Here is a 25,540-nt window from a genome sequence, read left to right on the forward strand (position 1 = left end):
TCCGCTCGCGATTACTGGGCCAGCGGCAGCTTCGACTGCGCGACGTGGGAGAGGAGGTTTTCCACGGAAACGTGCATCACGTCCGTGAAAGGCTTCGGGTACAGGCCCATCAGCAGCGTGAACGCGGCGAGCACGGCCAGCATCAGGAATTCGCGACGGCCGATGTCCTTCAGCTTGGCGACATGATCGTTCGCCACCGCGCCGAAGTACACGCGCTTGTACATCCACAGCGTGTAGGCAGCACCGAGGATCAGCGTGAATGCCGCGCCGAAGGCAATCCAGAAGTTGTACTGGACGGCCGCGAGAATCACCATGAACTCGCCGACGAAACCCGACGTACCCGGCAGGCCGCAGTTGGCCATCGAGAACAGCATCGCGAATGCCGCGAACTTCGGCATCACGTTGACGACGCCACCGTAATCGGCGATCTGGCGCGAGTGCACGCGGTCGTACAGCACGCCGATGCAAAGGAACATCGCGCCCGACACGAAGCCGTGCGAGATCATCTGGATGATCGCGCCTTCGACGCCGAGCTGGTTGAAGATGAAGAAGCCGAGCGTGACAAAGCCCATGTGCGCGATCGACGAATACGCGACCAGCTTCTTCATGTCGGCCTGCACCATCGCGACGAGGCCGATGTAGATCACCGCGATCAGCGACAGCGTGATCACGACCGGTGCCAGGAAGTGGCTCGCGTCAGGCGTGATCGGCAGCGAGAAGCGCAGGAAACCGTACGCGCCGAGCTTCAGCATGATCGCTGCCAGCACGACCGAGCCGCCCGTCGGCGCTTCCACGTGCGCGTCCGGCAACCACGTGTGCACCGGCCACATCGGCACCTTCACCGCGAAGGCGAGGAAGAACGCGATGAACAGCAGGATCTGCGGCGTCATCGCGATTTTCGCGTTCTGCCACGTCGCGAGGTCGAACGAGTGCGTTTCCGTGTACAGGTAAATCAGTGCGACCAGCATCAGCAGCGAGCCGGCCAGCGTGTACAGGAAGAACTTGAACGCTGCATACACGCGGTTCGGGCCGCCCCACACGCCGATGATGATGTACATCGGGATCAGGGTCGCTTCGAAGAACACGTAGAACAGCAGGCCGTCGGCCGACGAGAACACGCCGATCATGATCCCGGACAGGATCAGGAAGGCCGCGAGGTACTGCGCGACGTTCTCGGTGATCACTTCCCACGCGGCGATCACGACGATCACCGTGATCAGCGCGGTCAGCACGACGAACCACATCGAGATGCCGTCGACGCCAAGGTGATACGCGATGTCGAAGCGTTCGATCCAGGTCGACTTCTCGACGAACTGCAGCGCAGCCGTGCTCGAGTCGAAGCCCGTGATCAGCGGGATCGTGACCGCGAGACCGAGCAGCGAGCCGATCAGCGCGACCCAGCGGGCCGTCCCCGGATTTTTGTCGTTACCTACCGCAAGCACGAGGAGGCCGAAAACGATCGGCAGCCAGATCGCGGTACTGAGAATCGGAAAAGCGTGCATTAAGTTGTCCCCCGCCTTATTTGCCGCCGAGCGTTACAAACAGGGTCAGGAGCCCCAGCATGCCGATGATCATGGCGAACGCGTAGTGATAGATGTAACCGGATTGGAGGAAGCGGATCACGCTGGCGAACCAGCCGATGAACCGGGCGCTGCCGTTGACGAGGCCGTCGATCACCACGACGTCACCCTCCTTCCACAGGCCGCGGCCGATCGCCACCGAACCACGGGCGAACACCACTTCGTTGATCTTGTCCATGTAGTACTTGTTGTCCAGCAGCGTGTAGATCGGGCCGAACGCGCGGCGGATCGACGCCGGCAGATCCGGACGCTTCAGGTACAGGAACCAGGCGACGACGACACCGGCGAGCGCGAGCCAGACCGGCAGGCCCGACACCGAGTGCAGGCCCATGCCCACCCAGCCGTGGAACTCCTCGGCCATCTCGGCCAGCGCCGGGTGGTTTTCGCCGATGAAGATCACCTTGTCGAATGCAACGCCGTGCTGGAAGAAGTCGCCGAACAGCATCGGGCCGACCGCGATCGCACCGATGATCACCGACGGGATCGCCAGCAGGACCAGCGGCACCCACACGACCCACGGGGTCTCGTGCGGCTCGTGCGCGTGGTCGTCATGACCGTGGCCATGGCCGTGGTCATCGTGGCCGTGCGCGGCCGCCATGCCCATCGGCGATTCCGGATGCTTCGGCTTGCGGAAGCGCTCTTCGCCGTGGAACACCAGGAAGTACATGCGGAACGAATACAGCGCCGTGACAAACACGCTCGCGACGACCGCGAAGTACGCGAAGCCCGAACCCGGCAGGTGCGACAGCTTCACCGCGTCGATGATCGAGTCCTTCGAGTAGAAGCCCGAGAAGAACGGCGTACCGATCAGCGCGAGCGAGCCGACGAGCGACGTGATCCACGTGATCGGCATGTACTTGCGCAGGCCGCCCATGTTGCGGATGTCCTGGTCGTGGTGCATGCCCATGATGACCGAGCCGGCGCCGAGGAACAGCAGCGCCTTGAAGAACGCGTGCGTCATCAGGTGGAACAACGCGACCGGATACGCGGACACGCCGAGCGCGACGGTCATGTAGCCGAGCTGCGACAGCGTCGAATAGGCGACCACTCGCTTGATGTCGTTCTGGATGATGCCGAGGAAGCCCATGAACAGCGCCGTGATCGCGCCGATCACCGTGACGAACGACAGCGCGGTGTCCGACAGCTCGAACAGCGGCGACATGCGCGACACCATGAAGATGCCGGCCGTCACCATCGTCGCCGCGTGAATCAGCGCCGAGATCGGGGTCGGGCCTTCCATCGAGTCCGGCAGCCACACGTGCAGCGGGAACTGTGCCGACTTGCCCATCGCGCCGATGAACAGGCAGATACAGGCAACGGTCAGCAGGCCCCAGTCGGTGCCCGGGAAGTGCAGGCTCGCGAGCTCAGCGCGCTTCGCGAACACTTCGCCGTAGTTCATCGAGCCGGCGAATGCGAGCAGCAGGCCGATGCCGAGCAGGAAGCCGAAGTCGCCCACGCGGTTCACGAGGAACGCCTTCATGTTCGCGTAGATCGCGCTCTCACGCGTGAAGTAGAAGCCGATCAGCAGGTACGACACCAGACCCACCGCTTCCCAGCCGAAGAACAGCTGCAGGAAGTTGTTGCTCATCACGAGCATCAGCATCGAGAACGTGAACAGCGAGATGTACGAGAAGAAGCGCTGGTAGCCGTCTTCTTCCGCCATGTAGCCGATCGTGTAGATGTGCACCATCAGCGAGACGAAGGTCACGACGACCATCATCATCGCGGTCAGCGAATCGACGAGGAAGCCGACTTCGAGTTTCAGCGAGCCGACGTTCATCCATTCGTAGATGGTCGCGTTGAAGCTTGCGCCGCCCATCACGTCGAAGAAGACTTTCGCCGACAGGAGGAACGCGATCATTACGCCGAGGATCGTGATCCGGTGTGCGCCCTTGCGCCCGACTGCGTTCCCGAACAGCCCCGCAATCAGCGAGCCGGCCAGCGGAGCGAGCGGAATCGCCAGCAGCAGGTTTTCATTGAGTGTCGTTGACATAACAGCGTTGCCTGAAATTAACCTTTGAGCTGATCGAGATCCTCGACATTGATCGTGTCGAGCTTACGGAACAGGGTCACCAGAATCGCGAGACCGATCGCGGCTTCTGCTGCAGCGACGGTCAGCACGAAGAACACGAAGATCTGGCCGTGCACATCGCCGAGGTAATGCGAGAACGCGACGAAGTTCGTGTTCACCGCCAGCAGCATCAGTTCGATCGACATCAGGATGATGATGACGTTGCGGCGGTTCAGGAAGATCCCGACGATCGCGATCGCAAACAGGATCGCGCCGAGCACAAGGTAGTGAGCAAGAGTCAGCATGATTTTCTTTTCCTCCGCTTAGCCGTTGGTGCCCGAACCGGCTTCGCTCTGCGCCGCTTCCGGCTGCGGCTTTTCCGCTTCCATCTTCACGAGGCGCACGCGGTCGTTGCGTTGCACCTTGACCTGATCCGACACGCGCTGGCGCTTGCTGTCCTTGCCCTTGCGCTCGGTCAGCCCGATTGCGGCAATGATCGCGACCAGCAGCACGAGGCCGGCGATTTCAAACGCGAAGATGTAGTCGGTGTAGATGACCTTGCCGATCAGGCGCGTGTTCGACCAGTTGGCCATCTCGCCCGTCGCCATCGCGTGCACCGTGTGCGTGTCGCCGTAGCCGCGCCACAGGATCAGCGCGGTCTCGATCACGATGATCGCGCCGACCACGGTCGCCATCGGGACGAAGCGCTTGAAGTCGCGACGCAGGTAGTCGATGTTGATGTCCAGCATCATCACGACGAACAGGAACAGCACCATCACGGCGCCCACGTAGACCAGCACCAGCAGGATCGCGAGGAATTCCGCTTCCAGCAGCATCCAGATCGCGGCGGCGTTGAAGAACGCCAGCACAAGGAAAAGCGCAGACGCCACCGGGTTGCGCGAAGTGATCACCTTCAGCCCTGATACCACCAGGAGCAGCGCGAAGATGTAGAACAGTACGGTCGTGAATTCCATGATTACCGGTTCATCGTTAGGCCATAGTCAGGCGCGGCTTGCGGGACGCTCTCGCGTGCCGCACCCGTCGCGGCGGCTCGGCCCTGGCTTCGGGCCGGCACTGCAAACACAATCAACGATACGGCGCGTCGGCGGCCTTCGCCGCGGCGATGTCCTTCTCGTAGCGATCGCCCACCGCGAGCAGCATTTCCTTCGTGAAATACAGGTCGCCGCGCTTTTCGCCGTGGTACTCGAGAATCTGCGTCTCGACGATCGAATCGACCGGGCAGCTCTCTTCGCAGAAACCGCAGAAGATGCATTTCGTCAGGTCGATGTCGTAGCGCGTCGTGCGGCGCGTGTTGTCCGCGCGCGTTTCCGATTCGATCGTGATCGCCATCGCGGGGCACACGGCCTCGCACAGCTTGCACGCGATGCAGCGCTCTTCGCCGTTTTCATAGCGGCGCAGTGCATGCAGCCCGCGGAAACGCGGCGAGATCGGGGTCTTCTCTTCCGGGAACTGCACGGTGACCTTGCGCTTGAACGTGTAACGACCGGTCAACGCGAGCCCCTTCAGCAGCTCGGTCAGGAAGAAAGTCTTAAAGAAGTGTTGGATAGCCGTCATGATTTCGTCCTTACTTCACCCAGATGTTCAGCGGCGACATCATCCAGCAGCCGACCACGACCACCCAGATCACCGTGACGGGCAGGAACACCTTCCAGCCCAGACGCATGATCTGGTCGTAACGGTAGCGCGGGAACGTCGCGCGGACCCAGATGAACACCGACAGCAGTGCGAAGACCTTCAGCACCAGCCAGAAGATGCCCGGGATGAACGACAGGAATTCGAACGGTGCGTCCCAGCCACCGAGGAACAGCGTCGCAGCCAGCGCCGAGATCACGATCATGTTGATGTACTCGGCGAGGAAGAACAGCGCGAACGCCATACCCGAGTAATCGATCATGTGACCCGCGACGATCTCCGACTCGCCTTCCACCACGTCGAACGGGTGGCGGTTCGTTTCGGCGATGCCCGAGATGAAGTACACGACGAACGCCGGCAGCAGCGGCAGCCAGTTCCACGACAGGAAGTTCACGCCGTGGCCTGCGAAGAAGCCGTGCTGTTGCGAACCGACGATTTCCGACAGGTTCAGGCTGCCGGCCGTCATCAGCACCAGCACCAGCGCGAAACCCATCGAGATTTCGTACGACACCATCTGTGCCGCGGCGCGCATCGCGCCGAGGAACGCGTACTTCGAGTTCGATGCCCAGCCCGCGAGAATCACCGCGTACACGCCGATCGACGAAATCGCCATCGCGTACAGCAGGCCCGCGTTCACGTTCGCGAGAACGGCTTCCGCCTGGAACGGGATCACGGCCCACACGGCGAACGCCGGCACGACGGTCATGACCGGCGCGATCAGGTACAGCCAGCGGCTGGCGGCGCTCGGCTGAATGACTTCCTTCAGCAGCAGCTTCAGCACGTCGGCGATCGGCTGCAGCAGGCCGCCGGGGCCGACGCGGTTCGGGCCGAGACGCACGTGCATCCAGCCGATCAGCTTGCGTTCCCACAGAATCAGGTACGCGACGCACAGCAGGATGACGACGGAGACGACGAGGATGCGCACGACTGCCCACACCGTCGGCCACGCGAAGCCGAGAAGCTCGGCCCCGCCCGCGTTGATCGTATCGAACAAGCTCATTTACGCCTTCTCCACCACCAGTTCACCGGACAGGCTGCCGAGCGCTGCGCCGGCAGGCGTTGCCGCCGACACGCGAACGACCGTCTCCGCAAGATTCGCGTCGCGCACGGCCGGCAACTGCACCGCACGCTCGCCCTGGCGCACGCGCACGGCGTCGCCTTCCTTCAAGCCCAGCTTGTCGAACAGCGCGGCCGGCAGGGCTGCGGCGTTCGCCGCCTTCGCAGCGACCGTCAGGTGCAGCGCACCTGCGCGGCGCACGAGCGCGTCGGCGTGATAGATCGGCACATCGGCCAGGCGTTCGAAACCGCCATTCGCGGCGTTCGCCGCGGCGCGCACCGGCGCGACCGACGTCTGGTTCGACAGGCGGCCTGCGACGCCTGCGTCGCCGAGCGCCGCGAGACGCACTTCTTCCGCGGTCTCGTATTCGAAGTTCGGCAGGCCGAGCAGGCTGCCGAGCACGCGCAGCACCTTCCAGCCCGGACGCGTGTCGCCGAGCGGGCGCACGACGCCGGTGAAGCTCTGCACGGTGCCTTCCGCGTTGACGAACGTGCCGGCAGTTTCCGTGAACGGTGCGACCGGCAGCAGCACGTCGGCGTAGTCGAGGCCGTGCTTGAACGGCGACATCACGACGACCATTTCCGCCTGGTTCAGCGCCGCCAGTGCCTGCGCCGGATCGGCGGTGTCGAATTCCGGCTCGACGTTCAGCAGCACGTAGCCCTTGCGCGGCTGCGCGAACGCTTCACGTGCGTTCAGGCCGCCTTCGCCCGGCAGTGCGCCGACGACGTGCGCGCCGACCGTGTTCGCCGCTTCCGTCAGGAAGCCGAACGTGGCGCCGGTGTTGTCGGCGATCCACTTGGCGACGGCATGCAGCTTCGCGAATTCCGTATGGCGGACCGCAACGTTGCCGAGCAGCACCGCGCGGCGTTCGCCGTTCGCGAGCGACTGCGCGACAGCCTGCGCGGCCGGCGATGCGGCGACGCCTGCCAGCGCGTCGGGCAGCGCGACGCCGCGCAGTTGCGCGACGGCCGCGGCGATGCCGGCCAGCTCGTCGAGCCATGCGGACGGTGCAGCCACGATGCGTTGTGCGGTCGGGATCAGTGCGTCGTCACCGGTCGCGTGCAGGAAATGCAGCTTCGCGCCGTTCTTCGCGGCCTGACGCAGGCGCGAGGCGAACAGCGGGTGGTCGCGGCGCAGGAACGACCCGACGACGAACGCGGCGTCCACGTTCGACAGGTCGGCGATCGGCATGCCGAGCCACGGTGCACCCTGGACCGGCGCCGAGAAATCCTGCTGACGCAGACGGAAGTCGACGTTCGGCGTCTTCAGTTCGTTGGCGAGCTGCTTCACGAGGAACAGCTCTTCAGCGGTGCTGTGCGCGCTCGCGAGCATCGCCAGCGCGTTCGCGCCGTGATCCGCGGCGATGCCCTTCAGGCCCTTCGCGACGTATTCGAGCGCGGTCTGCCAGTCGGTTTCGATCCACTGGCCGCCCTGCTTCAGCATCGGCTTCGTCAGGCGCTCTTCGCTGTTGAGGCCTTCATACGAGAAGCGGTCCTTGTCCGAGATCCAGCATTCGTTGATTGCTTCGTTCTCGAACGGCAGCACGCGCATCACGCGGTTGTTCTTCACCTGCACGACGAGGTTCGCGCCGACGGAATCGTGCGGGCTCACCGACTTGCGGCGCGACAGTTCCCACGTACGGGCGCTGTAGCGGAACGGCTTGCTGGTCAGTGCGCCGACCGGGCACAGGTCGATCATGTTGCCCGACATTTCGGAATCGACCGTCTTGCCGACGAACGTCGTGATTTCCGAGTGCTCGCCGCGGCCCAGCATGCCGAACTCCATCACGCCGGCGATTTCCTGGCCGAAGCGGACGCAGCGCGTGCAGTGGATGCAACGCGACATTTCTTCCATCGAGATCAGCGGGCCCACGTTCTTGTGGAACACCACGCGCTTTTCTTCCGAGTAGCGCGACGACGACTTGCCGTAGCCGACCGCCAGATCCTGCAGCTGGCATTCGCCGCCCTGATCGCAGATCGGGCAATCGAGCGGGTGATTGATGAGGAGGAATTCCATCACCGACTGCTGCGCCTTCACGGCCTTGTCGGACTGCGTGTGGACGATCATGCCGGCCGACACGGGGGTCGCGCAGGCAGGCACGGCCTTCGGCATCTTCTCGACTTCGACGAGACACATCCGGCAGTTGGCCGCGACCGACAGTTTCTTGTGATAGCAGAAGTGAGGAATGTACGTATCCGCCTTGTGCGCAGCCTGGATCACCATGCTGCCTTCGGGCACCTCGACCTTCTTGCCGTCTATTTCAAGTTCAACCATGATGGTGAATGGTCCTTAACCTATTTCCGCCCGTTCGCGCCTTCGCCCGACCGTGCGCTCAAATTCCGCAACCGGGTTCGCTTCAGGCTGCCGCCGCGTGCGCGTGGCCGCCGACCATGCAGTGCTTGTGCTCGACGTGGTACGCGAATTCGTCCCAGTAGTGCTTGAGCATCCCGCGTACCGGCATCGCCGCCGCATCGCCGAGTGCACAGATCGTGCGGCCCATGATGTTCTCGGCAACCGAGTTCAGCAGGTCCAGATCTTCCTGGCGCCCTTCGCCGTGCTCGATACGGTTCACGACGCGATACAGCCAGCCGGTGCCTTCACGGCACGGCGTGCACTGACCGCACGATTCCTCGTAATAGAAGTACGACAGGCGCAGCAGCGAGCGCACCATGCAACGCGTCTCGTCCATCACGATCACCGCGCCGGAACCGAGCATCGAGCCGGCCTTCGCGATCGAATCGTAGTCGAGATCCGTCTGCATCATGATGTCGCCCGGGATCACCGGCGCCGACGAACCGCCCGGAATCACGGCCTTGATCTTCTTGCCGCCGCGCATCCCGCCGGCGAGCTCCATGAGCGTCGCGAACGGCGTGCCGAGCGGCACTTCGTAGTTGCCCGGACGCTCGACGTCGCCCGATACCGAGAAAATCTTCGTGCCGCCGTTGTTCGGCTTGCCGATCTCGAGATAATTCTGCGGCCCGATGGACAGCAGGAACGGCACCGCGGCAAACGTCTCGGTGTTGTTGATCGTGGTCGGCTTGCCGTACACGCCGAAGCTCGCCGGGAACGGCGGCTTGAAGCGCGGCTGGCCCTTCTTGCCTTCGAGCGACTCGAGCAGCGCCGTTTCCTCGCCACAGATGTACGCGCCGTAACCGTGGTGCGCGTGCAGCTCGAACGAGAATTCCGAGCCCATGATGTGGTCGCCGAGGAACCCGGCTGCGCGCGCTTCATCGAGCGCGGCTTCGAAGCGTCGATACACTTCGAAGATTTCGCCGTGGATGTAGTTGTAGCCGACGGTGATACCCATCGCGTACGCGCCGATGGCCATGCCTTCGATCAGCGCGTGCGGGTTCCAGCGCAGGATGTCGCGATCCTTGAACGTGCCCGGCTCGCCTTCGTCCGAGTTGCAGACGAGGTACTTCTGCCCCGGGAACTGGCGCGGCATGAAGCTCCACTTCAGGCCGGTCGGGAAGCCCGCACCGCCACGGCCGCGCAGGCCCGACGCCTTCACGTCGGCGATCACCTGCTCGGGCGGAATCTTTTCTTCGAGAATGCGGCGCAGCTGCTTGTAGCCGCCGCGCGCAACGTAATCTTCGAGATGCCAGTTCTCGCCGTTCAGACCAGCGAGGATCAGCGGTTTGATGTGACGGTCGTGGAGGGACGTCATTTCGAGAGCTCCTCAAGCAGCTGGTCGATCTTCTCGCGGCTCATGAAGCTGCACATTCTGTGATTGTTCACCAGCAGCACCGGCGCATCGCCGCACGAGCCCATGCATTCGCCTTCCTTCAGCGTGAACTTGCCGTCGGGCGTGGTCTCGCCGAAGCCGATGCCGAGCTTCTGTTTCAGGTAGTCGGCAGTCGCTTCCGCGCCACCGTGCGGGCCAAGCTGGCACGGCAGGTTCGTACAGAGCGTGATCTTGTGCTTGCCGACCGGGTTGAGCTCGTACATCGTGTAGAACGTCGCGACTTCCTGCACGGCAACGGCCGGCATGCCGAGATAGTCCGCAACGAACTGCATCAGTTCGGGCGACAGCCAGCCGTGCTCTTCCTGAGCAACGGCCAACGCCGACATCACGGCGGACTGTTTCTGATCGGCGGGATACTTCGTCAACGCTCGATCGATTTCCTTCAGGCCTTCAGCTGAGATCATTTTCAGACACGACTCTTTCAATTCCTACCGAACGAACAACCTGCCGCACACTGGGGTGCATGGACGGCAGACCTGGCGCTCACTCTGTTGACAGCTTGCGAAGCCGCGCCGGTTCAGCGCGCATCGCATGTGACTTACTGCTCGCCGCCCGCACGCGCGGACGGCGCAACCATTAGCGATCGATCTCGCCGAACACGATGTCCTGCGTACCGATGATCGTGACGGCGTCGGCGATCATGTGACCGCGCGCCATTTCGTCGAGCGACGCCAGGTGAGCGAAACCCGGCGCGCGAATCTTGAGGCGATACGGCTTGTTGGCACCGTCCGACACGAGGTAGATGCCGAATTCACCCTTCGGGTGCTCGACCGCCGCGTACGCTTCGCCTTCCGGCACATGGAAACCTTCGGTGAAGAGCTTGAAGTGGTGAATCAAGTCTTCCATGTTGGTCTTCATGCCGACGCGCGACGGCGGTGCAACCTTGTGATTGTCCGTCATCACCGGGCCCGGATTCTTGCGGAGCCACTCAATACACTGTTTCGCGATGCGGATCGACTGGCGCATTTCTTCGACGCGCACCAGATAGCGGTCGTAGCAATCGCCGTTCACGCCGACCGGCACGTCGAAATCCATGCGATCGTACACTTCGTACGGCTGCTTCTTGCGCAGATCCCACGCGATGCCCGAGCCGCGCAGCATCGGGCCCGTCAGGCCCATCTGCAGCGCACGTTCCGGGCTGACCACGCCGATCCCGACCAGACGCTGTTTCCAGATCCGGTTGTCGGTGAGCAGCGTTTCGTATTCGTCGACGCACTTCGGGAAGCGCGTGAAGAAGTCGTCGATGAAGTCGAGCACCGAGCCGCTGCGCGCTTCGTTCATCTTCGCGAGCGCCTTCTCGTTGCGAATCTTCGACGCCTTGTATTGCGGCATTGCGTCAGGCAGATCGCGATAGACACCGCCCGGACGGTAGTACGCCGCGTGCATCCGGGCGCCGGACACCGCTTCGTACACGTCCATCAGATCTTCGCGTTCGCGGAATGCGTACAGGAACACGGCCATCGCGCCGACGTCGAGTGCGTGTGCGCCGATCCACATCAGGTGGTTCAGCACGCGCGTGACCTCGTCGAACAGCACGCGGATGTACTGCGCGCGCTCCGGCACTTCGATGCCGAGCAGCTTTTCGATCGCGAGCACGTAGCCGTGCTCGTTGACCATCATCGACACGTAGTCGAGACGGTCCATGTACGGCACGGACTGGATGAAGGTTTTGGATTCCGCGAGCTTTTCCGTCGCGCGGTGCAGCAGGCCGATGTGCGGATCGGCACGCTGGATGACTTCGCCGTCGAGCTCGAGCACGAGGCGCAGCACGCCGTGCGCTGCCGGGTGCTGCGGGCCGAAGTTGAGCGTGTAGTTCTTGATTTCTGCCATGACGCCCCCTTAATGTTTCAGACCGCCATAGCGATCCTCGCGGATCACGCGCGGCGTGATTTCGCGCGGCTCGATCGTCACCGGCTGGTACACGACCCGCTTCTCTTCCGGGTCGTAACGCATTTCGACATAGCCCGACACCGGGAAGTCCTTGCGGAACGGGTGACCGATGAAGCCGTAGTCGGTGAGGATGCGGCGCAGGTCGGGGTGGCCTTCGAACACGATGCCGTACAGGTCGAACGCTTCGCGCTCGTACCAGTTCGCGGAGGTCCAGATGTCGACCAGCGATGCCACGATCGGCAGGTCGTCGTCCGGTGCGAATGCACGCAGGCGCAGGCGCCAGTTGTTCGTGACCGACAGCAGGTGCGACACGGCCGCGAAGCGCGGGCCGTCGTAGGCGCCGTCGCCGAAGGTCTGGTAGTCGACGCCGCAGAGGTCGATCAGTTGCTCGAAACGGAGCTTCGGATCGTCGCGCAGCATCTTTGCGACTTCGAGGTAATCGCTCGCCTTCACGACGAGCGTCAGTTCACCGATCGCTTCGGTGAGGCTCACCACGCGCGCGCCGAGCGCGGCTTCGAGGTTTGCCTTGAGGGTCTCGATTTTGCTTGCCATATTGAGGGGACGCTCGGGGCTTTATTGACGGGCGATGGTATTGGTGCGGCGGATCTTCGCCTGAAGCTGGATCACGCCGTAGACCAGCGCCTCGGCCGTGGGCGGACAGCCCGGCACGTAGACGTCGACGGGCACGATCCGGTCACAGCCGCGGACCACCGAATACGAGTAGTGGTAGTAACCACCGCCGTTCGCGCACGATCCCATCGAGATCACCCAGCGCGGCTCGGCCATCTGGTCGTACACGCGGCGCAGCGCGGGCGCCATCTTGTTGCAGAGCGTGCCGGCGACGATCATCACGTCCGACTGACGCGGACTCGGACGGAACACGACACCGAACCGGTCCAGGTCATAACGGGCCGCGCCCGCATGCATCATCTCGACGGCGCAACACGCGAGCCCGAACGTCATCGGCCACAGCGAGCCGGTACGCGTCCAGTTGATCAGCTTGTCAGCCGTCGTGGTGACAAACCCTTCCTTCAAGACCCCTTCGATACTCATTTGCTTTCCACTCCAGACGAGCGACCGAGCGTGGCCGCCCATGCAAACCGGCGATTAACCCATCACTCCCAGTCGAGCCCGCCCTTCTTCCAGATATAGGCAAAGCCCAGCAGGAATTCGAGCAGAAAAATCATCATTGCGATGAAACCCGGCCAGCCGATGTCCCGGAGCGCGACGCCCCACGGAAACAGGAATGCGGTTTCGAGATCGAAGATGATGAACAGGATAGCGACGAGATAATACCGGACGTCGAATTTCATCCGGGCGTCTTCAAAGGCTTCGAAGCCGCACTCGTACGGTGCGTTCTTCTCGACGTCCGGCTTGTTGGGACCAAGGAGCTTGCCGATGCTGACCAGCGCTATACCTAAACCAGTGCCCACGAGGAGGAACAACAAGACGGGGTAATAGGCTGCGAGGTTCAAGGCAATCCTCTATCGGTTGGTTCTGAGCGTCCGGAGAATACCACTTCCGGCGGAAGGAATCATTTCGGAGTGCAGGCGATCGCAAGACAACCGCAAGCCCATCCCAGAAATGAAAAATGCCAGCCACTAGAAGCGGCTGGCATTGAGTAACTTTGGTGCCGACGGCGAGACTCGAACTCGCACAGCTTTCGCCACTACCCCCTCAAGATAGCGTGTCTACCAATTTCACCACGTCGGCACTGCATGCAACTCGGGTTGTGCTGCTTGTTCCCGCGAATCGCTTCAAGAATTAAATTCTAACCCGAGTTCCAGATTTGTTCAACGCACAAACACAAAAAATTTAACTTTTTATTTCGGGACATCCTGGCCCGGCGCGCTTGCAGCCGAACCCGCAACGGCGGCGGATGCCGCGACTGCCGGTGCCGATGCTGCAGGTGCCGAAGCCGGCGCAGTCGCGGCCGCGCCGAGCACGCCGGCCGACGGCGTCGACTTGTACGAACCGAGGTACGTCAGTGCGAGCGTCGCGACGAAGAAGATCGTCGCGAGAATGCCCGTCGTGCGCGACAGGAAGTTCGCGGAGCCCGTTGCACCGAACAGGCTGCCCGACGCGCCACTGCCGAACGCAGCGCCCATGTCGGCACCCTTGCCGTGCTGCAGCAGCACGAGACCAATCACACCGAGTGCAGACAGCACCTGCACCACAATAATCAGCGTCTTGAATAACAGCATCACACCCACCCGATTGGATCGGGCGACCGGACCGTCCGGCCGCCGTCATGGTTCAATTCGATCTCGGACCGCTTATCGCGCGGCCCGGCAGATCGCCAGGAAATCTTCCGCCTTCAGCGACGCGCCGCCGATCAGGCCGCCGTCGATGTCCGGCTGCGCGAACAGTTCTTCCGCGTTGTCCGGCTTCACGCTGCCGCCGTACAGCACGGATACGTCCGCCGCACCCTTCGCCGCGAGGCGCGCGCGCAGGAACGCGTGCACGTCCTGTGCCTGCGCCGACGTCGCGCTCTTGCCCGTACCGATCGCCCAGACCGGCTCGTACGCGACAACGATGCGTACAGCCTCGTCGGCCGTCAGCACGGCCAGCACCGCGTCGAGCTGCGCACCGACAACCTGCTCGGTCGCACCCGACTCGCGCTCGTCGAGCGTCTCGCCGACGCACACGACCGGCGTGAGGCCGGCCGCGAGCGCGCGCTGCGTCTTCGCCGCGACCGTCTCGTTGCTTTCGCCGTGATACGCGCGGCGTTCCGAGTGACCGACGATCGCATAGCGTGCGCCGAACTCCGCGACCATCGCCGCCGCCACTTCACCGGTGAACGCGCCCTGTTCGTGCGCGGATACGTCCTGCGCGCCCCAGGCGACACGGCCGCCGTCGAGCTGCGCGTGAACCTGCGCGAGATACGGGAACGGCACGCACACGCCGACCGACGTTTCGGCCGCCACCGCGCCCGCGCCCTGCACCACTTCGTTCAGCAACGCCTGGTTGCCGGCCAGCCGGCCGTGCATCTTCCAGTTGCCGATCACCCGCTTAGTTCTCTGTTTCGACATCGTGTCTGTCTCGTCATCGACGCGCCGGAAACCGGCCGTCAGGTTTGATCTGGCGAAGCAAACCCGCGATTTTACTGCGCACGGCTTGAACCGGTCAAACCGCGCATGTCAAGCCCGGCCACACGGGCCATCAGGCGTTCGTACCCCAATCGAGCACGATCTTGCCGGTGTGCTCGCTGCTTTCCATCAGCGCATGCGCCTGCGCGGCATCCGCGGCCGGCAACACGCGATAGATCACCGGCTTGATGCGCCCGTCGGCGATCAGCGGCCACACGCGCGCCTTCAGTTGCGCGGCGATGCGCGCCTTGAACTCGACCGGGCGCGGGCGCAGCGTCGAACCCGTGATGGTGAGCCGGCGGCGCAGGATCTCGCCCAGGTTGACGTCGGCCTTCGCACCCCCGAGCAGCGCGATCAGCACGAGACGGCCGCCGTCCGCGAGCGCGGACAGTTCGCGCGGCACGTACGAGCCCGCCACCATGTCGAGGATCACGTCGACGCCGCGATCGTGCGTCAGCGACTTCACGACCTCGACGAAATCTTCGGTCTTGTAGTTGATCGCGCGTTCGGCGCCGAGCGCCTCGCACGCGCGGCACTTGTCGGCGGTGCCGGCCGTCGCGAACACGCGAAAGCCGAGCGCATGCGCGATCTGGATGGCCGTCACGCCGATACCGCTCGAGCCGCCCTGCACGAGCAGCGTCTCCTGCTCGCCGCCCTCGCCCGCGCCGAGCTGCGCACGGTCGAACACATTGCTCCACACGGTGAAGAACGTTTCGGGCAGCGACGCAGCCTCGATATCGGTGAGCCCTTCAGGCACCGGCAGACACTGCGGCAGCGGTGCGACCGCATATTCGGCATAACCGCCGCCCGCGAGCAGCGCACACACGCGATCGCCCAGCTTCAGGCCGAACGGGTTCAGCGCGGCATCGGACAGGTCGCCGCCGACGATCTCGCCCGCCACCTCGAGGCCCGGCAGGTCCGACGCACCCGGCGGCGGCGCATAAGCGCCCTTGCGCTGGAACACGTCGGGCCGGTTCACACCGGAAGCCGCCACCTTGATCAGCACCTCGCCGCGCTTCGGTTCGGGGCGCGGACGCTCCGCAAGCTTCAACACGTCGGGGGCGCCGAATTCGGTGATTTCGATGGCTTTCATGGTGAGGGAGGCTCCAGGATCGGAATCGGATGGCACGCCCGGGCACGCGGCACGGACGCCTCGCCGGCGCTGCTGCGCCGCACAACGATGCTACAGAAAAAACGGCCGGCACGCTTTCGCACTGCCGGCCGTTGGTCCGCCTGTCCGCTTACTGCTGCGGCGGCGTGTCCGACTGCGACGCTGCCGCTGCTTCATTCAGCAGCGCCTTCGCCGACAGACGCACGCGACCCTTTTCGTCCGTCTGGATGACCTTGACCTTCACTTGCTGGCCTTCCTTCAGGTAGTCGTTGATGTCCTTCACACGCTCGTTGACGATTTCCGAGATGTGCAGCAGGCCATCCTTGCCCGGCAGCAGGTTCACGATCGCGCCGAAATCCAGCAGCTTGAGCACCGTGCCTTCGTACACCTGGCCGACTTCGATTTCAGCCGTGATTTGCTCGATGCGCTTCTTCGCTTCGGCCATGCCTTCGCTGCTCGTGCTCGCGATCGTCACGACGCCGTCATCCGAGATGTCGATGGTCGTGCCCGTTTCTTCCGTCAGCGCGCGGATCACCGAACCGCCCTTGCCGATCACGTCGCGGATCTTTTCCGGGTTGATCTTGACCGTGATCATGCGCGGTGCGAATTCCGACAGTTGCGTGTTCGCACCCGCGACCGCCGACGTCATCTTGCCGAGGATGTGCATGCGGCCTTCCTTCGCCTGCGCGAGCGCGACCTGCATGATTTCCTTCGTGATGCCCTGGATCTTGATGTCCATCTGCAGCGCCGTCACGCCTTGTTCCGTACCGGCCACCTTGAAGTCCATGTCGCCGAGGTGATCTTCGTCGCCGAGGATGTCGGTCAGCACCGCGAACTTGTTGCCTTCGAGGATCAGGCCCATCGCGATACCCGCGACGTGTGCCTTCATCGGCACGCCGGCGTCCATCAGCGCGAGGCAGCCGCCGCACACCGATGCCATCGACGACGAACCGTTCGACTCGGTGATTTCCGACACGACGCGGATTGAGTAGCCGAATTCGTCGGCGCTCGGCAGGCACTTGACCAGCGCGCGCTTCGCGAGGCGGCCGTGGCCGATTTCGCGGCGCTTCGGCGAGCCGACGCGGCCCGTTTCGCCGGTTGCGAACGGGGGCATGTTGTAGTGGAGCATGAAGCGCTCGCGGTACTCGCCTTCGAGCGCGTCGATGATCTGCTCGTCACCCTTCGTGCCGAGCGTCGCGACGACCAGCGCCTGCGTCTCGCCGCGCGTGAACAGCGCCGAGCCGTGGGTACGCGGCAGCACGCCGGTGCGGATCTCGATCGGGCGCACGGTGCGCGTGTCGCGACCGTCGATACGCGGCTCGCCGTTCAGGATCTGCGAACGGACGATCTTTGCTTCGATGTCGAACAGGACGTTGCCGACGGTGGCCTTGTCGGCCGCTGCCGTACCGGCTGCCTGCGCGTCTTCCTCGAGCTTCGCCGAGGTCGCCGAGTAGACTTCCTTCAGCTTCGTCGAGCGAGCTTGCTTGTCACGGAGCTGGTACGCGGCGAGCAGGTCGTTCTGCGCCAGATCCGTCACACGCGCAATCAGCGCCTCGTTCTTCGGCGCCGGCTGCCAGTCCCACTCGGGCTTGCCGCCTTCGCGCACCAGTTCGTGGATCGCGTCGATCGCGACTTGCATCTGCTCGTGACCGAACACGACCGCGCCCAGCATCACTTCTTCCGACAGTTGATCGGCTTCCGATTCGACCATCAGCACCGCGCGCTCCGTACCCGCGACGACGAGGTCGAGGCTCGACGCCTTGATCTGGTCACGCGTCGGGTTCAGCACGTAGGCGTTGTCGATGTAGGCAACGCGCGCGGCACCGACCGGGCCGTTGAACGGCAGGCCCGACACGGCGAGCGCAGCCGATGCGCCGATCAGCGCGGGGATGTCCGCCGGGATTTCCGGGTTCACGGACAGCACGTGGATCACGACCTGAACTTCGTTGTAGAAGCCTTCCGGGAACAGCGGACGCAGCGGACGGTCGATCAGGCGCGACGTCAGCGTCTCATGCTCCGACGGACGGCCTTCGCGGCGGAAGAAGCCGCCCGGGATCTTGCCGGCCGAGTAGGTCTTCTCGAGGTAGTCGACGGTCAGCGGGAAGAAATCCTGGCCCGGCTTCGCCGACTTCGCGCCGACGACGGTTGCCAGCACGACGGTGTCTTCGACGTCGACGATCACCGCACCGCTCGCCTGGCGAGCGACTTCACCGGTTTCGAGGCGCACCTTGTGCTGGCCCCACTGGAATTCCTTCACGACCTTGTTGAACATGGACATGGTTGCTCCTTTGAATTCATGCATTTCATTCGCCGCGCCGGCCATCCGGCACGGCGGCGTCCCGACCGAATCACCCGGAGCAAGGTGTGTTTTTTATGCCATTCCAGCGCGGCGCTCGTGCAGCGACGCGCTGGAATGACACAAATCCTGCCCCGGTATCAGTCGTGCGGCAGCCCCGCACGAACGTGCCGGACTGCCTGCGATGCGCGTGACGCTACGCACCGCGCAAAAACAAAATGCCTGTATCAGCGGACTGACACAGGCATCTTGCTGGCGGCAATCGCCTCGATTACTTACGCAGACCCAGCTTCTCGATCAGTGCGCGGTAACGGTCGGCATCCTTGCCCTTGAGGTAGTCGAGCAGCTTGCGGCGGCGGCTCACCATGCGCAGCAGGCCGCGGCGGCTGTGGTGATCCTTCGCGTGGGACTTGAAGTGACCCGTCAGTTCGACGATACGTGCGGTCAGCAGTGCGACCTGGACTTCGGGCGACCCCGTGTCATTGGTACCGCGGGCGAACTGAGCAACGACTTCCGACTTCTTGATATCTGCAACAGACATGTGATTTCCTTTCTAACTGAACAGGCGGACACGGAAGAATGGCCGTGCCGTGACTTACAACCGGCGCGCATTGTAGCACAACTCCGCGCCGTTCTTACCGCCCCCTGTCACGGACGCGTCATCGAACACGTCGACGGCATCTCCGTGCGCTGTGCCGGCACCGCCAGCACCGTCCGGAAGCCGTACCCCGACCCCTCGTTGTCGAAGCGCACGCCCGGCGTGCCGGCCTTGTCCATCTCCATCACGTAAAGGGGCTGGATCAGCTGATGATCCTGCGCGCGCATCCGCGACGCATGAAAGCCGTCGTCGAACGACAGGCCCTCGAGCGCCCGCGCGACCGCGACGGGGTCGGCCGAGCCCGCGCGGTTCATCGCCGCAGCCAGCATCTCGATCATCAGGCTCATCCGCCGCACCGGATAGTCGTCCTGCGCGGCCGGGAAACGGGTTCGGAACGCGCGGTAGAACGCGTCCGACTTCGCGCCGCCCGCGTTCGGGTGCCAGTCGGCCACGGCCACGACGCGCCCGACACCGGCATCGCCGAGGGCAGCCGGCGCGCCAAGGCTGTTGCCGTAGAACGTATAGAACTTCGCGTTCAACCCCTGCTCGCGCGCCGCCTTCACGAGCAGCGTCAGGTCGTTGCCCCAGTTGCCGGTCACGACGGCGTCCGCGCCGCTCGCCCGGATCTTCGCGATATACGGCGCGAAATCCTTGATCCGGCCGATCGGGTGGAATTCATCGCCGGCGATCGTCACGTCCGGGCGCCGCGCGGCCAGCGCCTGACGCGCAAGCGTGCTGACGTCGTGGCCGAAGCTGTAGTCCTGGTTCAGCAGATAGACCTTGCGCAGTGCGCGATCGCGCGCCATCACGTCCGCGAGCGCGGCCATCCGCATGCCCGCGTGCGCGTCGAAGCGGAAATGCCAGAAGCTGCAGCGAGCGCCGGTCAGCGCCGGATCATCGGCCGAATAGTTCAGGAACAGCATCCGGTTGTCCGGATCGCGCGCGTTCTGCTTGTCGAGCGCCGCGACGAGCGCGGCCGCGACGGCCGAACTGTTGCCCTGCGCAACGAAGCCGATATGGCGGTCCGCAGCCACGCGCAGTTGCACGAGCGCCTCCTCCGGGCTCCCCTTGCTGTCGAGCACGACGAGTTCGAGCGGGTGCGCGCCGTCGCGCAGCTTCACGCCGCCCGCCGCGTTGACCTGCTCGACGCCGAAGCGCAGGTTGCGCTCGACGGCCGCGCCTGCGTTCGCGAACGGGCCCGACATCCCTTCGATCAGCGCGATCCGCACCGGCTCACCGCCGGCAAACGCGGACGACACCAGCATCCACCCTGCGCTCAACGCGAGCGCGCACCGCTTCCACCCCTGCATCGGCCACCTGCCCTTCAATCTGCCCGAGAAGCGCGGATCATAGGCCGGCGCACCCGCCGCCCGCAAGCGTGGCCATGCCGGCGATCCGCACCGATTTTTTCCGCCCGATGCACCGTCGCGCGCCGTCCGTGATACAACGGGACCTGTTTCCGTGTTCTGGAGGATCCCATGCGCATTCGCATTCCCGCGCGCCTGCCGGTGCTGGTCGCCGGTGCCGCCGCACTGCTCGCCGGTTGCGCGCAACCGTGGCAGCAATACCAGGCCGGCCAGGACGAGTCGGCGATCGTCGCGCGCATGGGCCCGCCGCGCGAGATCTACGACCTGCCCGGCGGCGGCAAGCGGCTGATGTGGCCGACCCAGCCGATGGGCGAAATCACGATCGCGGCCGACGTCGACGCAGCACACAAGATCGTCAACGTGCGCCAGGTGCTGCAACCGAGCGAGTTCTATCGCGCGGAAATCGGCAAGTGGACGAAGACCGACGTGCTCGTCAATTTCGGGCGCCCCGTCGAGACATCCTACTTCCCGCTGATGAAGCGCGAGGTGTGGACGTACCGGTATCTCGAGGACAACGTCTGGTACATGATGTACAGCTTCTATTTCGATCCGCAGGGCATCCTGCGCATCACGCAGAAAACCCCGGACCCGCTGCACGATCCCGACCGCCGCAACCTGTTCTGACCGATTACGCATTTACGCGCAATTTTCACAATGGCCATTCACGAATTATTGCGTGAATGGCCATTTCCTTTTTTCCGCTGCCTTATTTAATTCAGGGAATATGGCGGAAAACTTTTCCGATCGATGACATTCCGATGGCAATCCGCTGAACGCCCCGTCATGCGGGCCATTGCGCCGAAACAGGCATGCCCGATGCATGTCATGCGTTGGGTTGGTGCATGCAATGCACTACGCCAAATCAATTTGAAACAATTTGTTTCAATGCCCCCGGAGTGCTAGGGCATACCCCTAATATCAGTCGAAACCAAACCTTTCAATTTAGAAAGATTGCAATTGCGTCATTTCGCCGATATTTATTTGCCTTTATCAGAAAGGAGTCCTCATGAATCGCCCCAAGAGCATGCTGGTTGCCAACATTGCCTGGGCCCGCGAGACGCGTGAACACACGCCCGGTTTCTTCGACGCGCTTGCGCGCGGCCAGAACCCGCGCGTGCTGTGGATCGGCTGCGCCGACAGCCGCGTGCCGGCCGAAACCATCACACACTGCGCGCCCGGCGAACTGTTCGTTCATCGCAACATCGCGAACCTGTTCCATCCCGACGACGACAATTCCGCCAGCGTGCTCGAGTACGCGGTGCGCGTGCTGAAGGTCGACCACGTGATCGTGTGCGGGCACTACGGCTGTGGCGGCGTGCGCGCGTCGCTGCTGCCGCCGCCGGCCGACCTGCCGCACGTCGCGCGCCGCATCGCGCCGCTCTGCGCGCTCGCACGCCGCCATCGCGACACGCTCGACGGGCTCGACGACACGGCCGCCGCCGATCGCCTCGCCGAACTGAACGTGCTCGAACAGGTGCGGCTGCTCCGCGCATCGCCGATCGTGCGCGGCCGCGAACGGCCGCCGCTCGTGCACGGCTGGATCTTCTCGCTCGCCGACGGCCGCCTGCTGGAGCTCGATTCGGGCTACGCGACACCGCCCGTCGACGTCGAACCCGCGCTGGCCACGACCGCCGCCGCGCTCGGCTGATTCATCCCCCGCCCCAACGCCCACGAAATCGCCCCAACCATGAAACTGAACGAGCGCCTGTCCACCCTGCCGCGCGACATCGTCGCCGGCATCGTCGTTTTCCTCGTCGCGCTGCCACTCTGTCTCGGCATCGCCAACGCCTCCGGCGTCGAGCCGTTCGCCGGGCTCGTGTCCGGCATCGTCGGCGGCATCGTCGTCGCGCTGCTGAGCGGGTCGTCGCTGTCCGTCAGCGGGCCGGCAGCCGGCCTCGTGGTGATCGTCGTCGAAGGGATCGCACAACTCGGCAGCTTCTCCGCGTTCCTGCTCGCGGTGCTGCTGTCCGGCGTGCTGCAATTCGGGTTAGGCATGCTGCGCGCCGGCCGCTTCGCCGCTTACGTACCGTCGCCCGTCATCAAGGGCATGCTCGCCGCGATCGGCCTGCTGCTGATCGTGAAGCAGATTCCGTTCGCATTCGGTATCGGCGGCTCGGCCGCGCAATCGTTTGCGAACTGGCCGAGCCTGCCGGTCGCGTGGGCCGCCACGGCCATCGCGCTCGCGTCGCTCGCGCTGCTGATCGCGTGGGACACGCCTGCGCTGCGCCGCTTCGCGCTGGTGCGCTCGGTACCGGCGCCGCTCGCGGTCGTCGTGCTCGGGATCGGCGCAACGCTCGTGCTGGGCTTCGTCGCACCGGCCGTTGCGCCGGGCGCCGCCCATCGCGTGACGCTGCCCGAGCTCGGATCGTTCGCGGCGTTCGCGGCATCGCTCAAGCATGCGGAGCTCGGCCCGAACTTCGCGCAACTCGTCAATCCGGACGTGTGGCGCGTCGCGATCACACTCGCGGTCGTCGCGAGCCTGGAGACGCTGCTGAGCCTCGAAGCGGTCGAGCAGATCGACCCGAAGCGCCGGCCGACGCAGCCCGACCGCGAGCTGAAGGCCCAGGGCGTCGGCAATCTCGTCGCGGGCGCGGTCGGCGGGCTGCCGATCACGTCGGTGATCGTACGCAGCTCGGTGAACGTCAACGCGGGTGCGCAAAGCCGGATGTCGGCCATCGTCCACGGGATGCTGCTGCTCGCGAGCGTGTTCGCGCTCACCGGCCTCATCAACCTGATCCCGCTCGCGAGCCTGGCCGCGATCCTGATCCATACGGGCTTCAAGCTCGCGAAGCCGGCGCTGTTCCGTTCGGTGATGAAGCAAGGGCCGGCCGCATTCGTGCCGTTCGCGGCGACGATCATCGGCGTGCTCGCGGTCGACCTGCTGTTCGGGATCGCGCTCGGCCTCGCGTGCAGCGTACTGGCGGTCGCCGTCGCGAACCTGAAGAGCCCCGTCACGCTCGCCCAGCACGACGACCACTACCTGCTGTCGTTCCGCAAGGACGTGTCGTTCCTCGGCAAGGTTCAGGTCAAGCACCACCTGCGGCACATTCCGGACCACGCGGCCGTGATCATCGACGCGACCCGCGCCGACTACATCGATCACGACGTGCTCGAACTGCTCGACGCGTTCGTCGCCGATGCGCCGCGACGCGGGATCGCCGTCGAGTTCCGCCGGCGCAGCCCGGCGACACGCCCCGCTACGCGCCGCTGGCTGTTTCGCGCACCGGCGGCCGAATGAGCGGCGGCTGAAAAAACGCCCCGGCGGCGCAAGGCCGCACGGGGCGTTCCGGAGATGCGCAGCGCGCGGCGCTTACGAGCGCTGCGGGTTGAGCTTGTCGTCCTTCGAATGCAGCTTGTTCAGCGCGGAGATGTACGCCTTCGCCGACGCGGCGACGATATCCGGATCGGTGCCGACGCCATTGACGATTCGCCCGCTCTTCGACAGACGGACGGTGACCTCGCCCTGCGCCTGCGTGCCTGTCGTGATGGCGTTCACCGAGTACAGCAGCAGCTCGGAGCCGCTGCCGACTTCACCTTCGATCGCATTGAACGTCGCGTCGACCGGCCCGTTGCCACGTGCCTCGCCCGTCACTTCCTTGCCTTCAACCGCGAACACGATCTTCGCCTGCGGCTGCTCGCCCGTTTCCGAACGCTGCGACAGCGACACGAACTTGAAGTGTTCCTGCTCGTGCGCGAGCGCCGACTCCTCGGACACGATCGCGATGATGTCCTCGTCGAAGATCTCGGCCTTGCGGTCGGCCAGATCCTTGAAGCGCATGAACGCGGCGTTCAGTTCGGATTCGCTGTCGAGCGACACGCCCAGTTCCTGCAGGCGCTGCTTGAACGCGTTGCGGCCCGACAGCTTGCCGAGCACGATCTTGTTTGCGCTCCAGCCCACGTCTTCCGCACGCATGATCTCGTAGGTGTCGCGCGCCTTCAGCACGCCGTCCTGGTGGATGCCCGACGCATGCGCGAACGCGTTCGCGCCGACCACCGCCTTGTTCGGCTGCACGACGAAACCGGTGATCTGCGACACGAGCTTCGACGTCGGCACGATCTGCGTCGTGTCGATGCCGACGTCGAGGCCGAAATAGTCCTTGCGCGTCTTCACGGCCATCACGATTTCCTCGAGCGACGTGTTGCCTGCACGCTCGCCGAGACCGTTGATCGTGCACTCGATCTGACGCGCGCCGCCGATCTTCACACCGGCGAGCGAGTTCGCGACGGCCATCCCGAGGTCGTTATGGCAGTGCACCGAGAAAATCGCCTTGTCCGAGTTCGGAATGCGTTCGCGCAGCGTCTTCACGAGGTTGCCGTAAAGCTCCGGCACGCCATAACCAACGGTGTCGGCGATGTTGATCGTCGTCGCGCCCTCGGCGATCACGGCTTCCAGCACGCGGCAGAGGAAATCCAGATCGGAACGGCTGCCGTCTTCCGGCGAGAATTCGACGTTGTCGGTGAACTTGCGCGCGAAGCGCACCGCGAGGCGCGCCTGCTCGAACACCTGGTCGGGCGTCATCCGCAGCTTCTTCTCCATGTGCAGCGGCGACGTCGCGATGAACGTATGGATCCGGAAGCTGTTGGCCGGCTTCAGCGCGTCGGCCGCGCGCTGGATGTCCTTGTCGTTGGCGCGGGCCAGCGAGCAGATCGTGCTGTCCTTCACGAGACCGGCGATCGTGTGGATCGCGTCGAAGTCGCCGTTCGAGCTGGCCGCGAAGCCGGCTTCGATCACGTCGACCTTCATCCGCTCGAGATGCTTCGCGATGCGGATTTTCTCTTCCTTCGTCATCGACGCGCCGGGCGATTGTTCGCCGTCACGCAACGTCGTATCGAAAATGATCAGCTTGTCTGTCATGGGGGGCTCCAGGGCTCTTTATACGGAAGTCAAACGTAATGAGATCGCGCCACCGCTGGCGACGCTCAACAACAGACGAAGCTTGACGGGGGGCGAGAACGGTCAGCGCGGCAGGCGCGCCAACGCTAGCGCGCGTAGCGGCGCACCGGCTAGAAGGAGGGAGAGGCGGGGAAATGCAGTCATGCCGAAGACTATAGCGACATTCCGTTGGCCGCGCAATCGGACGCCGCCCGGGTGATTCCGGCGGCCCGGCTCGAAAAAGGGGCAAATGAAAACGGCGGCCTTGAG

The 25,540-nt window shown here is 64.2% G+C and carries 23 protein-coding genes and 1 tRNA gene; 3 read left to right on the top strand and 21 right to left on the bottom strand.

The window, feature by feature from the left end; translation table 11 throughout:
- Positions 1-11: 11 nt before the first annotated feature.
- From KEC55_RS11880 to KEC55_RS11975, 20 genes are all read right to left on the bottom strand, one after another.
- Entirely contained in the window at positions 12-1,502 is a 1,491-nt protein-coding gene (locus tag KEC55_RS11880; RefSeq protein WP_069747468.1) for an NADH-quinone oxidoreductase subunit M, read from the bottom strand.
- Between the two features lie 16 nt (positions 1,503-1,518).
- Entirely contained in the window at positions 1,519-3,573 is a 2,055-nt protein-coding gene (nuoL, locus tag KEC55_RS11885; RefSeq protein WP_282505628.1) for an NADH-quinone oxidoreductase subunit L, read from the bottom strand.
- A 17-nt stretch (positions 3,574-3,590) separates the two neighbouring features.
- Positions 3,591-3,896, bottom strand: coding sequence for an NADH-quinone oxidoreductase subunit NuoK (nuoK, locus tag KEC55_RS11890; protein ID WP_006478272.1), 306 nt, complete (start codon positions 3,894-3,896; stop codon positions 3,591-3,593).
- Positions 3,897-3,914: 18 nt separating this feature from the next.
- Complete coding sequence (locus KEC55_RS11895; protein WP_059233606.1) at positions 3,915-4,565, bottom strand: NADH-quinone oxidoreductase subunit J; 651 nt, start codon at positions 4,563-4,565, stop codon at positions 3,915-3,917.
- Positions 4,566-4,677: 112 nt separating this feature from the next.
- Positions 4,678-5,166 (bottom strand): NADH-quinone oxidoreductase subunit NuoI, encoded by a 489-nt coding sequence (gene nuoI / locus KEC55_RS11900; protein WP_014896508.1) that lies wholly within the window; start codon positions 5,164-5,166, stop codon positions 4,678-4,680.
- 10 nt (positions 5,167-5,176) lie between these two features.
- Complete coding sequence (nuoH, locus tag KEC55_RS11905) at positions 5,177-6,244, bottom strand: NADH-quinone oxidoreductase subunit NuoH (RefSeq protein ID WP_034190807.1); 1,068 nt, start codon at positions 6,242-6,244, stop codon at positions 5,177-5,179.
- Positions 6,245-8,575 carry an NADH-quinone oxidoreductase subunit NuoG gene (gene nuoG / locus KEC55_RS11910; protein WP_282505629.1) on the bottom strand — a complete coding sequence of 777 codons (2,331 nt, stop codon included), beginning with the start codon at positions 8,573-8,575 and terminating at the stop codon, positions 6,245-6,247.
- 82 nt (positions 8,576-8,657) lie between these two features.
- Entirely contained in the window at positions 8,658-9,968 is a 1,311-nt protein-coding gene (nuoF, locus tag KEC55_RS11915; protein ID WP_176050374.1) for an NADH-quinone oxidoreductase subunit NuoF, read from the bottom strand.
- Complete coding sequence (gene nuoE / locus KEC55_RS11920; protein WP_006756903.1) at positions 9,965-10,450, bottom strand: NADH-quinone oxidoreductase subunit NuoE; 486 nt, start codon at positions 10,448-10,450, stop codon at positions 9,965-9,967. Before nuoE ends, nuoF begins: the two co-directional genes overlap by 4 nt.
- Positions 10,451-10,622: 172 nt before the next feature.
- Positions 10,623-11,876: an NADH-quinone oxidoreductase subunit D gene (locus KEC55_RS11925; protein WP_205785393.1), complete on the bottom strand. Its 1,254-nt coding sequence runs from the start codon at positions 11,874-11,876 to the stop codon at positions 10,623-10,625.
- 9 nt (positions 11,877-11,885) lie between these two features.
- Positions 11,886-12,488 carry an NADH-quinone oxidoreductase subunit C gene (locus tag KEC55_RS11930; protein WP_043188849.1) on the bottom strand — a complete coding sequence of 201 codons (603 nt, stop codon included), beginning with the start codon at positions 12,486-12,488 and terminating at the stop codon, positions 11,886-11,888.
- A gap of 21 nt (positions 12,489-12,509) precedes the next feature.
- Positions 12,510-12,989: a NuoB/complex I 20 kDa subunit family protein gene (locus tag KEC55_RS11935; RefSeq protein ID WP_006398799.1), complete on the bottom strand. Its 480-nt coding sequence runs from the start codon at positions 12,987-12,989 to the stop codon at positions 12,510-12,512.
- Positions 12,990-13,051: 62 nt separating this feature from the next.
- Positions 13,052-13,411, bottom strand: coding sequence for an NADH-quinone oxidoreductase subunit A (locus KEC55_RS11940; RefSeq protein WP_006398798.1), 360 nt, complete (start codon positions 13,409-13,411; stop codon positions 13,052-13,054).
- A 153-nt stretch (positions 13,412-13,564) separates the two neighbouring features.
- Positions 13,565-13,649 (bottom strand) — tRNA-Leu (locus tag KEC55_RS11945).
- A 110-nt stretch (positions 13,650-13,759) separates the two neighbouring features.
- Entirely contained in the window at positions 13,760-14,140 is a 381-nt protein-coding gene (secG, locus tag KEC55_RS11950; RefSeq protein ID WP_282505630.1) for a preprotein translocase subunit SecG, read from the bottom strand.
- 72 nt (positions 14,141-14,212) lie between these two features.
- Complete coding sequence (tpiA, locus tag KEC55_RS11955; protein ID WP_282505631.1) at positions 14,213-14,968, bottom strand: triose-phosphate isomerase; 756 nt, start codon at positions 14,966-14,968, stop codon at positions 14,213-14,215.
- 130 nt (positions 14,969-15,098) lie between these two features.
- Positions 15,099-16,118 carry an NAD(P)H-quinone oxidoreductase gene (locus KEC55_RS11960; protein WP_282505632.1) on the bottom strand — a complete coding sequence of 340 codons (1,020 nt, stop codon included), beginning with the start codon at positions 16,116-16,118 and terminating at the stop codon, positions 15,099-15,101.
- Positions 16,119-16,266: 148 nt separating this feature from the next.
- Complete coding sequence (gene pnp, locus KEC55_RS11965; RefSeq protein ID WP_176050378.1) at positions 16,267-18,414, bottom strand: polyribonucleotide nucleotidyltransferase; 2,148 nt, start codon at positions 18,412-18,414, stop codon at positions 16,267-16,269.
- A gap of 289 nt (positions 18,415-18,703) precedes the next feature.
- A complete protein-coding gene (gene rpsO, locus KEC55_RS11970) occupies positions 18,704-18,973 on the bottom strand; it encodes a 30S ribosomal protein S15 (protein ID WP_176050379.1) in 270 nt (89 codons plus the stop codon).
- 107 nt (positions 18,974-19,080) lie between these two features.
- Positions 19,081-20,340, bottom strand: coding sequence for a branched-chain amino acid ABC transporter substrate-binding protein (locus KEC55_RS11975; RefSeq protein ID WP_282505633.1), 1,260 nt, complete (start codon positions 20,338-20,340; stop codon positions 19,081-19,083).
- 168 nt (positions 20,341-20,508) lie between these two features.
- Between KEC55_RS11975 and KEC55_RS11980 the strand changes: the two genes are divergently transcribed.
- From KEC55_RS11980 to KEC55_RS11990, 3 genes are all read left to right on the top strand, one after another.
- Positions 20,509-21,021, top strand: a complete 513-nt coding sequence (locus KEC55_RS11980) for a hypothetical protein (protein WP_282505634.1) — start codon at positions 20,509-20,511, stop codon at positions 21,019-21,021.
- A 382-nt stretch (positions 21,022-21,403) separates the two neighbouring features.
- Positions 21,404-22,045 carry a carbonic anhydrase gene (locus KEC55_RS11985; protein WP_176050382.1) on the top strand — a complete coding sequence of 214 codons (642 nt, stop codon included), beginning with the start codon at positions 21,404-21,406 and terminating at the stop codon, positions 22,043-22,045.
- 39 nt (positions 22,046-22,084) lie between these two features.
- Positions 22,085-23,635 (top strand): SulP family inorganic anion transporter, encoded by a 1,551-nt coding sequence (locus tag KEC55_RS11990; RefSeq protein ID WP_282505635.1) that lies wholly within the window; start codon positions 22,085-22,087, stop codon positions 23,633-23,635.
- A gap of 72 nt (positions 23,636-23,707) precedes the next feature.
- On the opposite strand, the gene KEC55_RS11995 is transcribed toward KEC55_RS11990, so the two are convergent.
- The gene (locus KEC55_RS11995) at positions 23,708-25,252 is read right to left on the bottom strand and encodes a 2-isopropylmalate synthase (protein ID WP_282505636.1); all 1,545 of its coding nucleotides are present in this window, start codon (positions 25,250-25,252) and stop codon (positions 23,708-23,710) included.
- Positions 25,253-25,540: the final 288 nt, after the last annotated feature.

It is taken from the genome of Burkholderia cepacia, from assembly GCF_029962485.1.
Lineage (GTDB): Bacteria > Pseudomonadota > Gammaproteobacteria > Burkholderiales > Burkholderiaceae > Burkholderia.

What these genes read in the sequence shown, in the direction of transcription:
- KEC55_RS11880 (WP_069747468.1), bottom strand. Translation starts at nt 1,502, where the DNA reads ATGCACGCTTTTCCGATTCTCAGTACCGCGATCTGGCTGCCGATCGTT.
- nuoL (WP_282505628.1), bottom strand. Translation starts at nt 3,573, where the DNA reads ATGTCAACGACACTCAATGAAAACCTGCTGCTGGCGATTCCGCTCGCT.
- nuoK (WP_006478272.1), bottom strand. Translation starts at nt 3,896, where the DNA reads ATGCTGACTCTTGCTCACTACCTTGTGCTCGGCGCGATCCTGTTTGCG.
- KEC55_RS11895 (WP_059233606.1), bottom strand. Translation starts at nt 4,565, where the DNA reads ATGGAATTCACGACCGTACTGTTCTACATCTTCGCGCTGCTCCTGGTG.
- nuoI (WP_014896508.1), bottom strand. Translation starts at nt 5,166, where the DNA reads ATGACGGCTATCCAACACTTCTTTAAGACTTTCTTCCTGACCGAGCTG.
- nuoH (WP_034190807.1), bottom strand. Translation starts at nt 6,244, where the DNA reads ATGAGCTTGTTCGATACGATCAACGCGGGCGGGGCCGAGCTTCTCGGC.
- nuoG (WP_282505629.1), bottom strand. Translation starts at nt 8,575, where the DNA reads ATGGTTGAACTTGAAATAGACGGCAAGAAGGTCGAGGTGCCCGAAGGC.
- nuoF (WP_176050374.1), bottom strand. Translation starts at nt 9,968, where the DNA reads ATGACGTCCCTCCACGACCGTCACATCAAACCGCTGATCCTCGCTGGT.
- nuoE (WP_006756903.1), bottom strand. Translation starts at nt 10,450, where the DNA reads ATGATCTCAGCTGAAGGCCTGAAGGAAATCGATCGAGCGTTGACGAAG.
- KEC55_RS11925 (WP_205785393.1), bottom strand. Translation starts at nt 11,876, where the DNA reads ATGGCAGAAATCAAGAACTACACGCTCAACTTCGGCCCGCAGCACCCG.
- KEC55_RS11930 (WP_043188849.1), bottom strand. Translation starts at nt 12,488, where the DNA reads ATGGCAAGCAAAATCGAGACCCTCAAGGCAAACCTCGAAGCCGCGCTC.
- KEC55_RS11935 (WP_006398799.1), bottom strand. Translation starts at nt 12,989, where the DNA reads ATGAGTATCGAAGGGGTCTTGAAGGAAGGGTTTGTCACCACGACGGCT.
- secG (WP_282505630.1), bottom strand. Translation starts at nt 14,140, where the DNA reads ATGCTGTTATTCAAGACGCTGATTATTGTGGTGCAGGTGCTGTCTGCA.
- tpiA (WP_282505631.1), bottom strand. Translation starts at nt 14,968, where the DNA reads ATGTCGAAACAGAGAACTAAGCGGGTGATCGGCAACTGGAAGATGCAC.
- KEC55_RS11960 (WP_282505632.1), bottom strand. Translation starts at nt 16,118, where the DNA reads ATGAAAGCCATCGAAATCACCGAATTCGGCGCCCCCGACGTGTTGAAG.
- pnp (WP_176050378.1), bottom strand. Translation starts at nt 18,414, where the DNA reads ATGTCCATGTTCAACAAGGTCGTGAAGGAATTCCAGTGGGGCCAGCAC.
- rpsO (WP_176050379.1), bottom strand. Translation starts at nt 18,973, where the DNA reads ATGTCTGTTGCAGATATCAAGAAGTCGGAAGTCGTTGCTCAGTTCGCC.
- KEC55_RS11975 (WP_282505633.1), bottom strand. Translation starts at nt 20,340, where the DNA reads ATGCAGGGGTGGAAGCGGTGCGCGCTCGCGTTGAGCGCAGGGTGGATG.
- KEC55_RS11980 (WP_282505634.1), top strand. Translation starts at nt 20,509, where the DNA reads ATGCGCATTCGCATTCCCGCGCGCCTGCCGGTGCTGGTCGCCGGTGCC.
- KEC55_RS11985 (WP_176050382.1), top strand. Translation starts at nt 21,404, where the DNA reads ATGAATCGCCCCAAGAGCATGCTGGTTGCCAACATTGCCTGGGCCCGC.
- KEC55_RS11990 (WP_282505635.1), top strand. Translation starts at nt 22,085, where the DNA reads ATGAAACTGAACGAGCGCCTGTCCACCCTGCCGCGCGACATCGTCGCC.
- KEC55_RS11995 (WP_282505636.1), bottom strand. Translation starts at nt 25,252, where the DNA reads ATGACAGACAAGCTGATCATTTTCGATACGACGTTGCGTGACGGCGAA.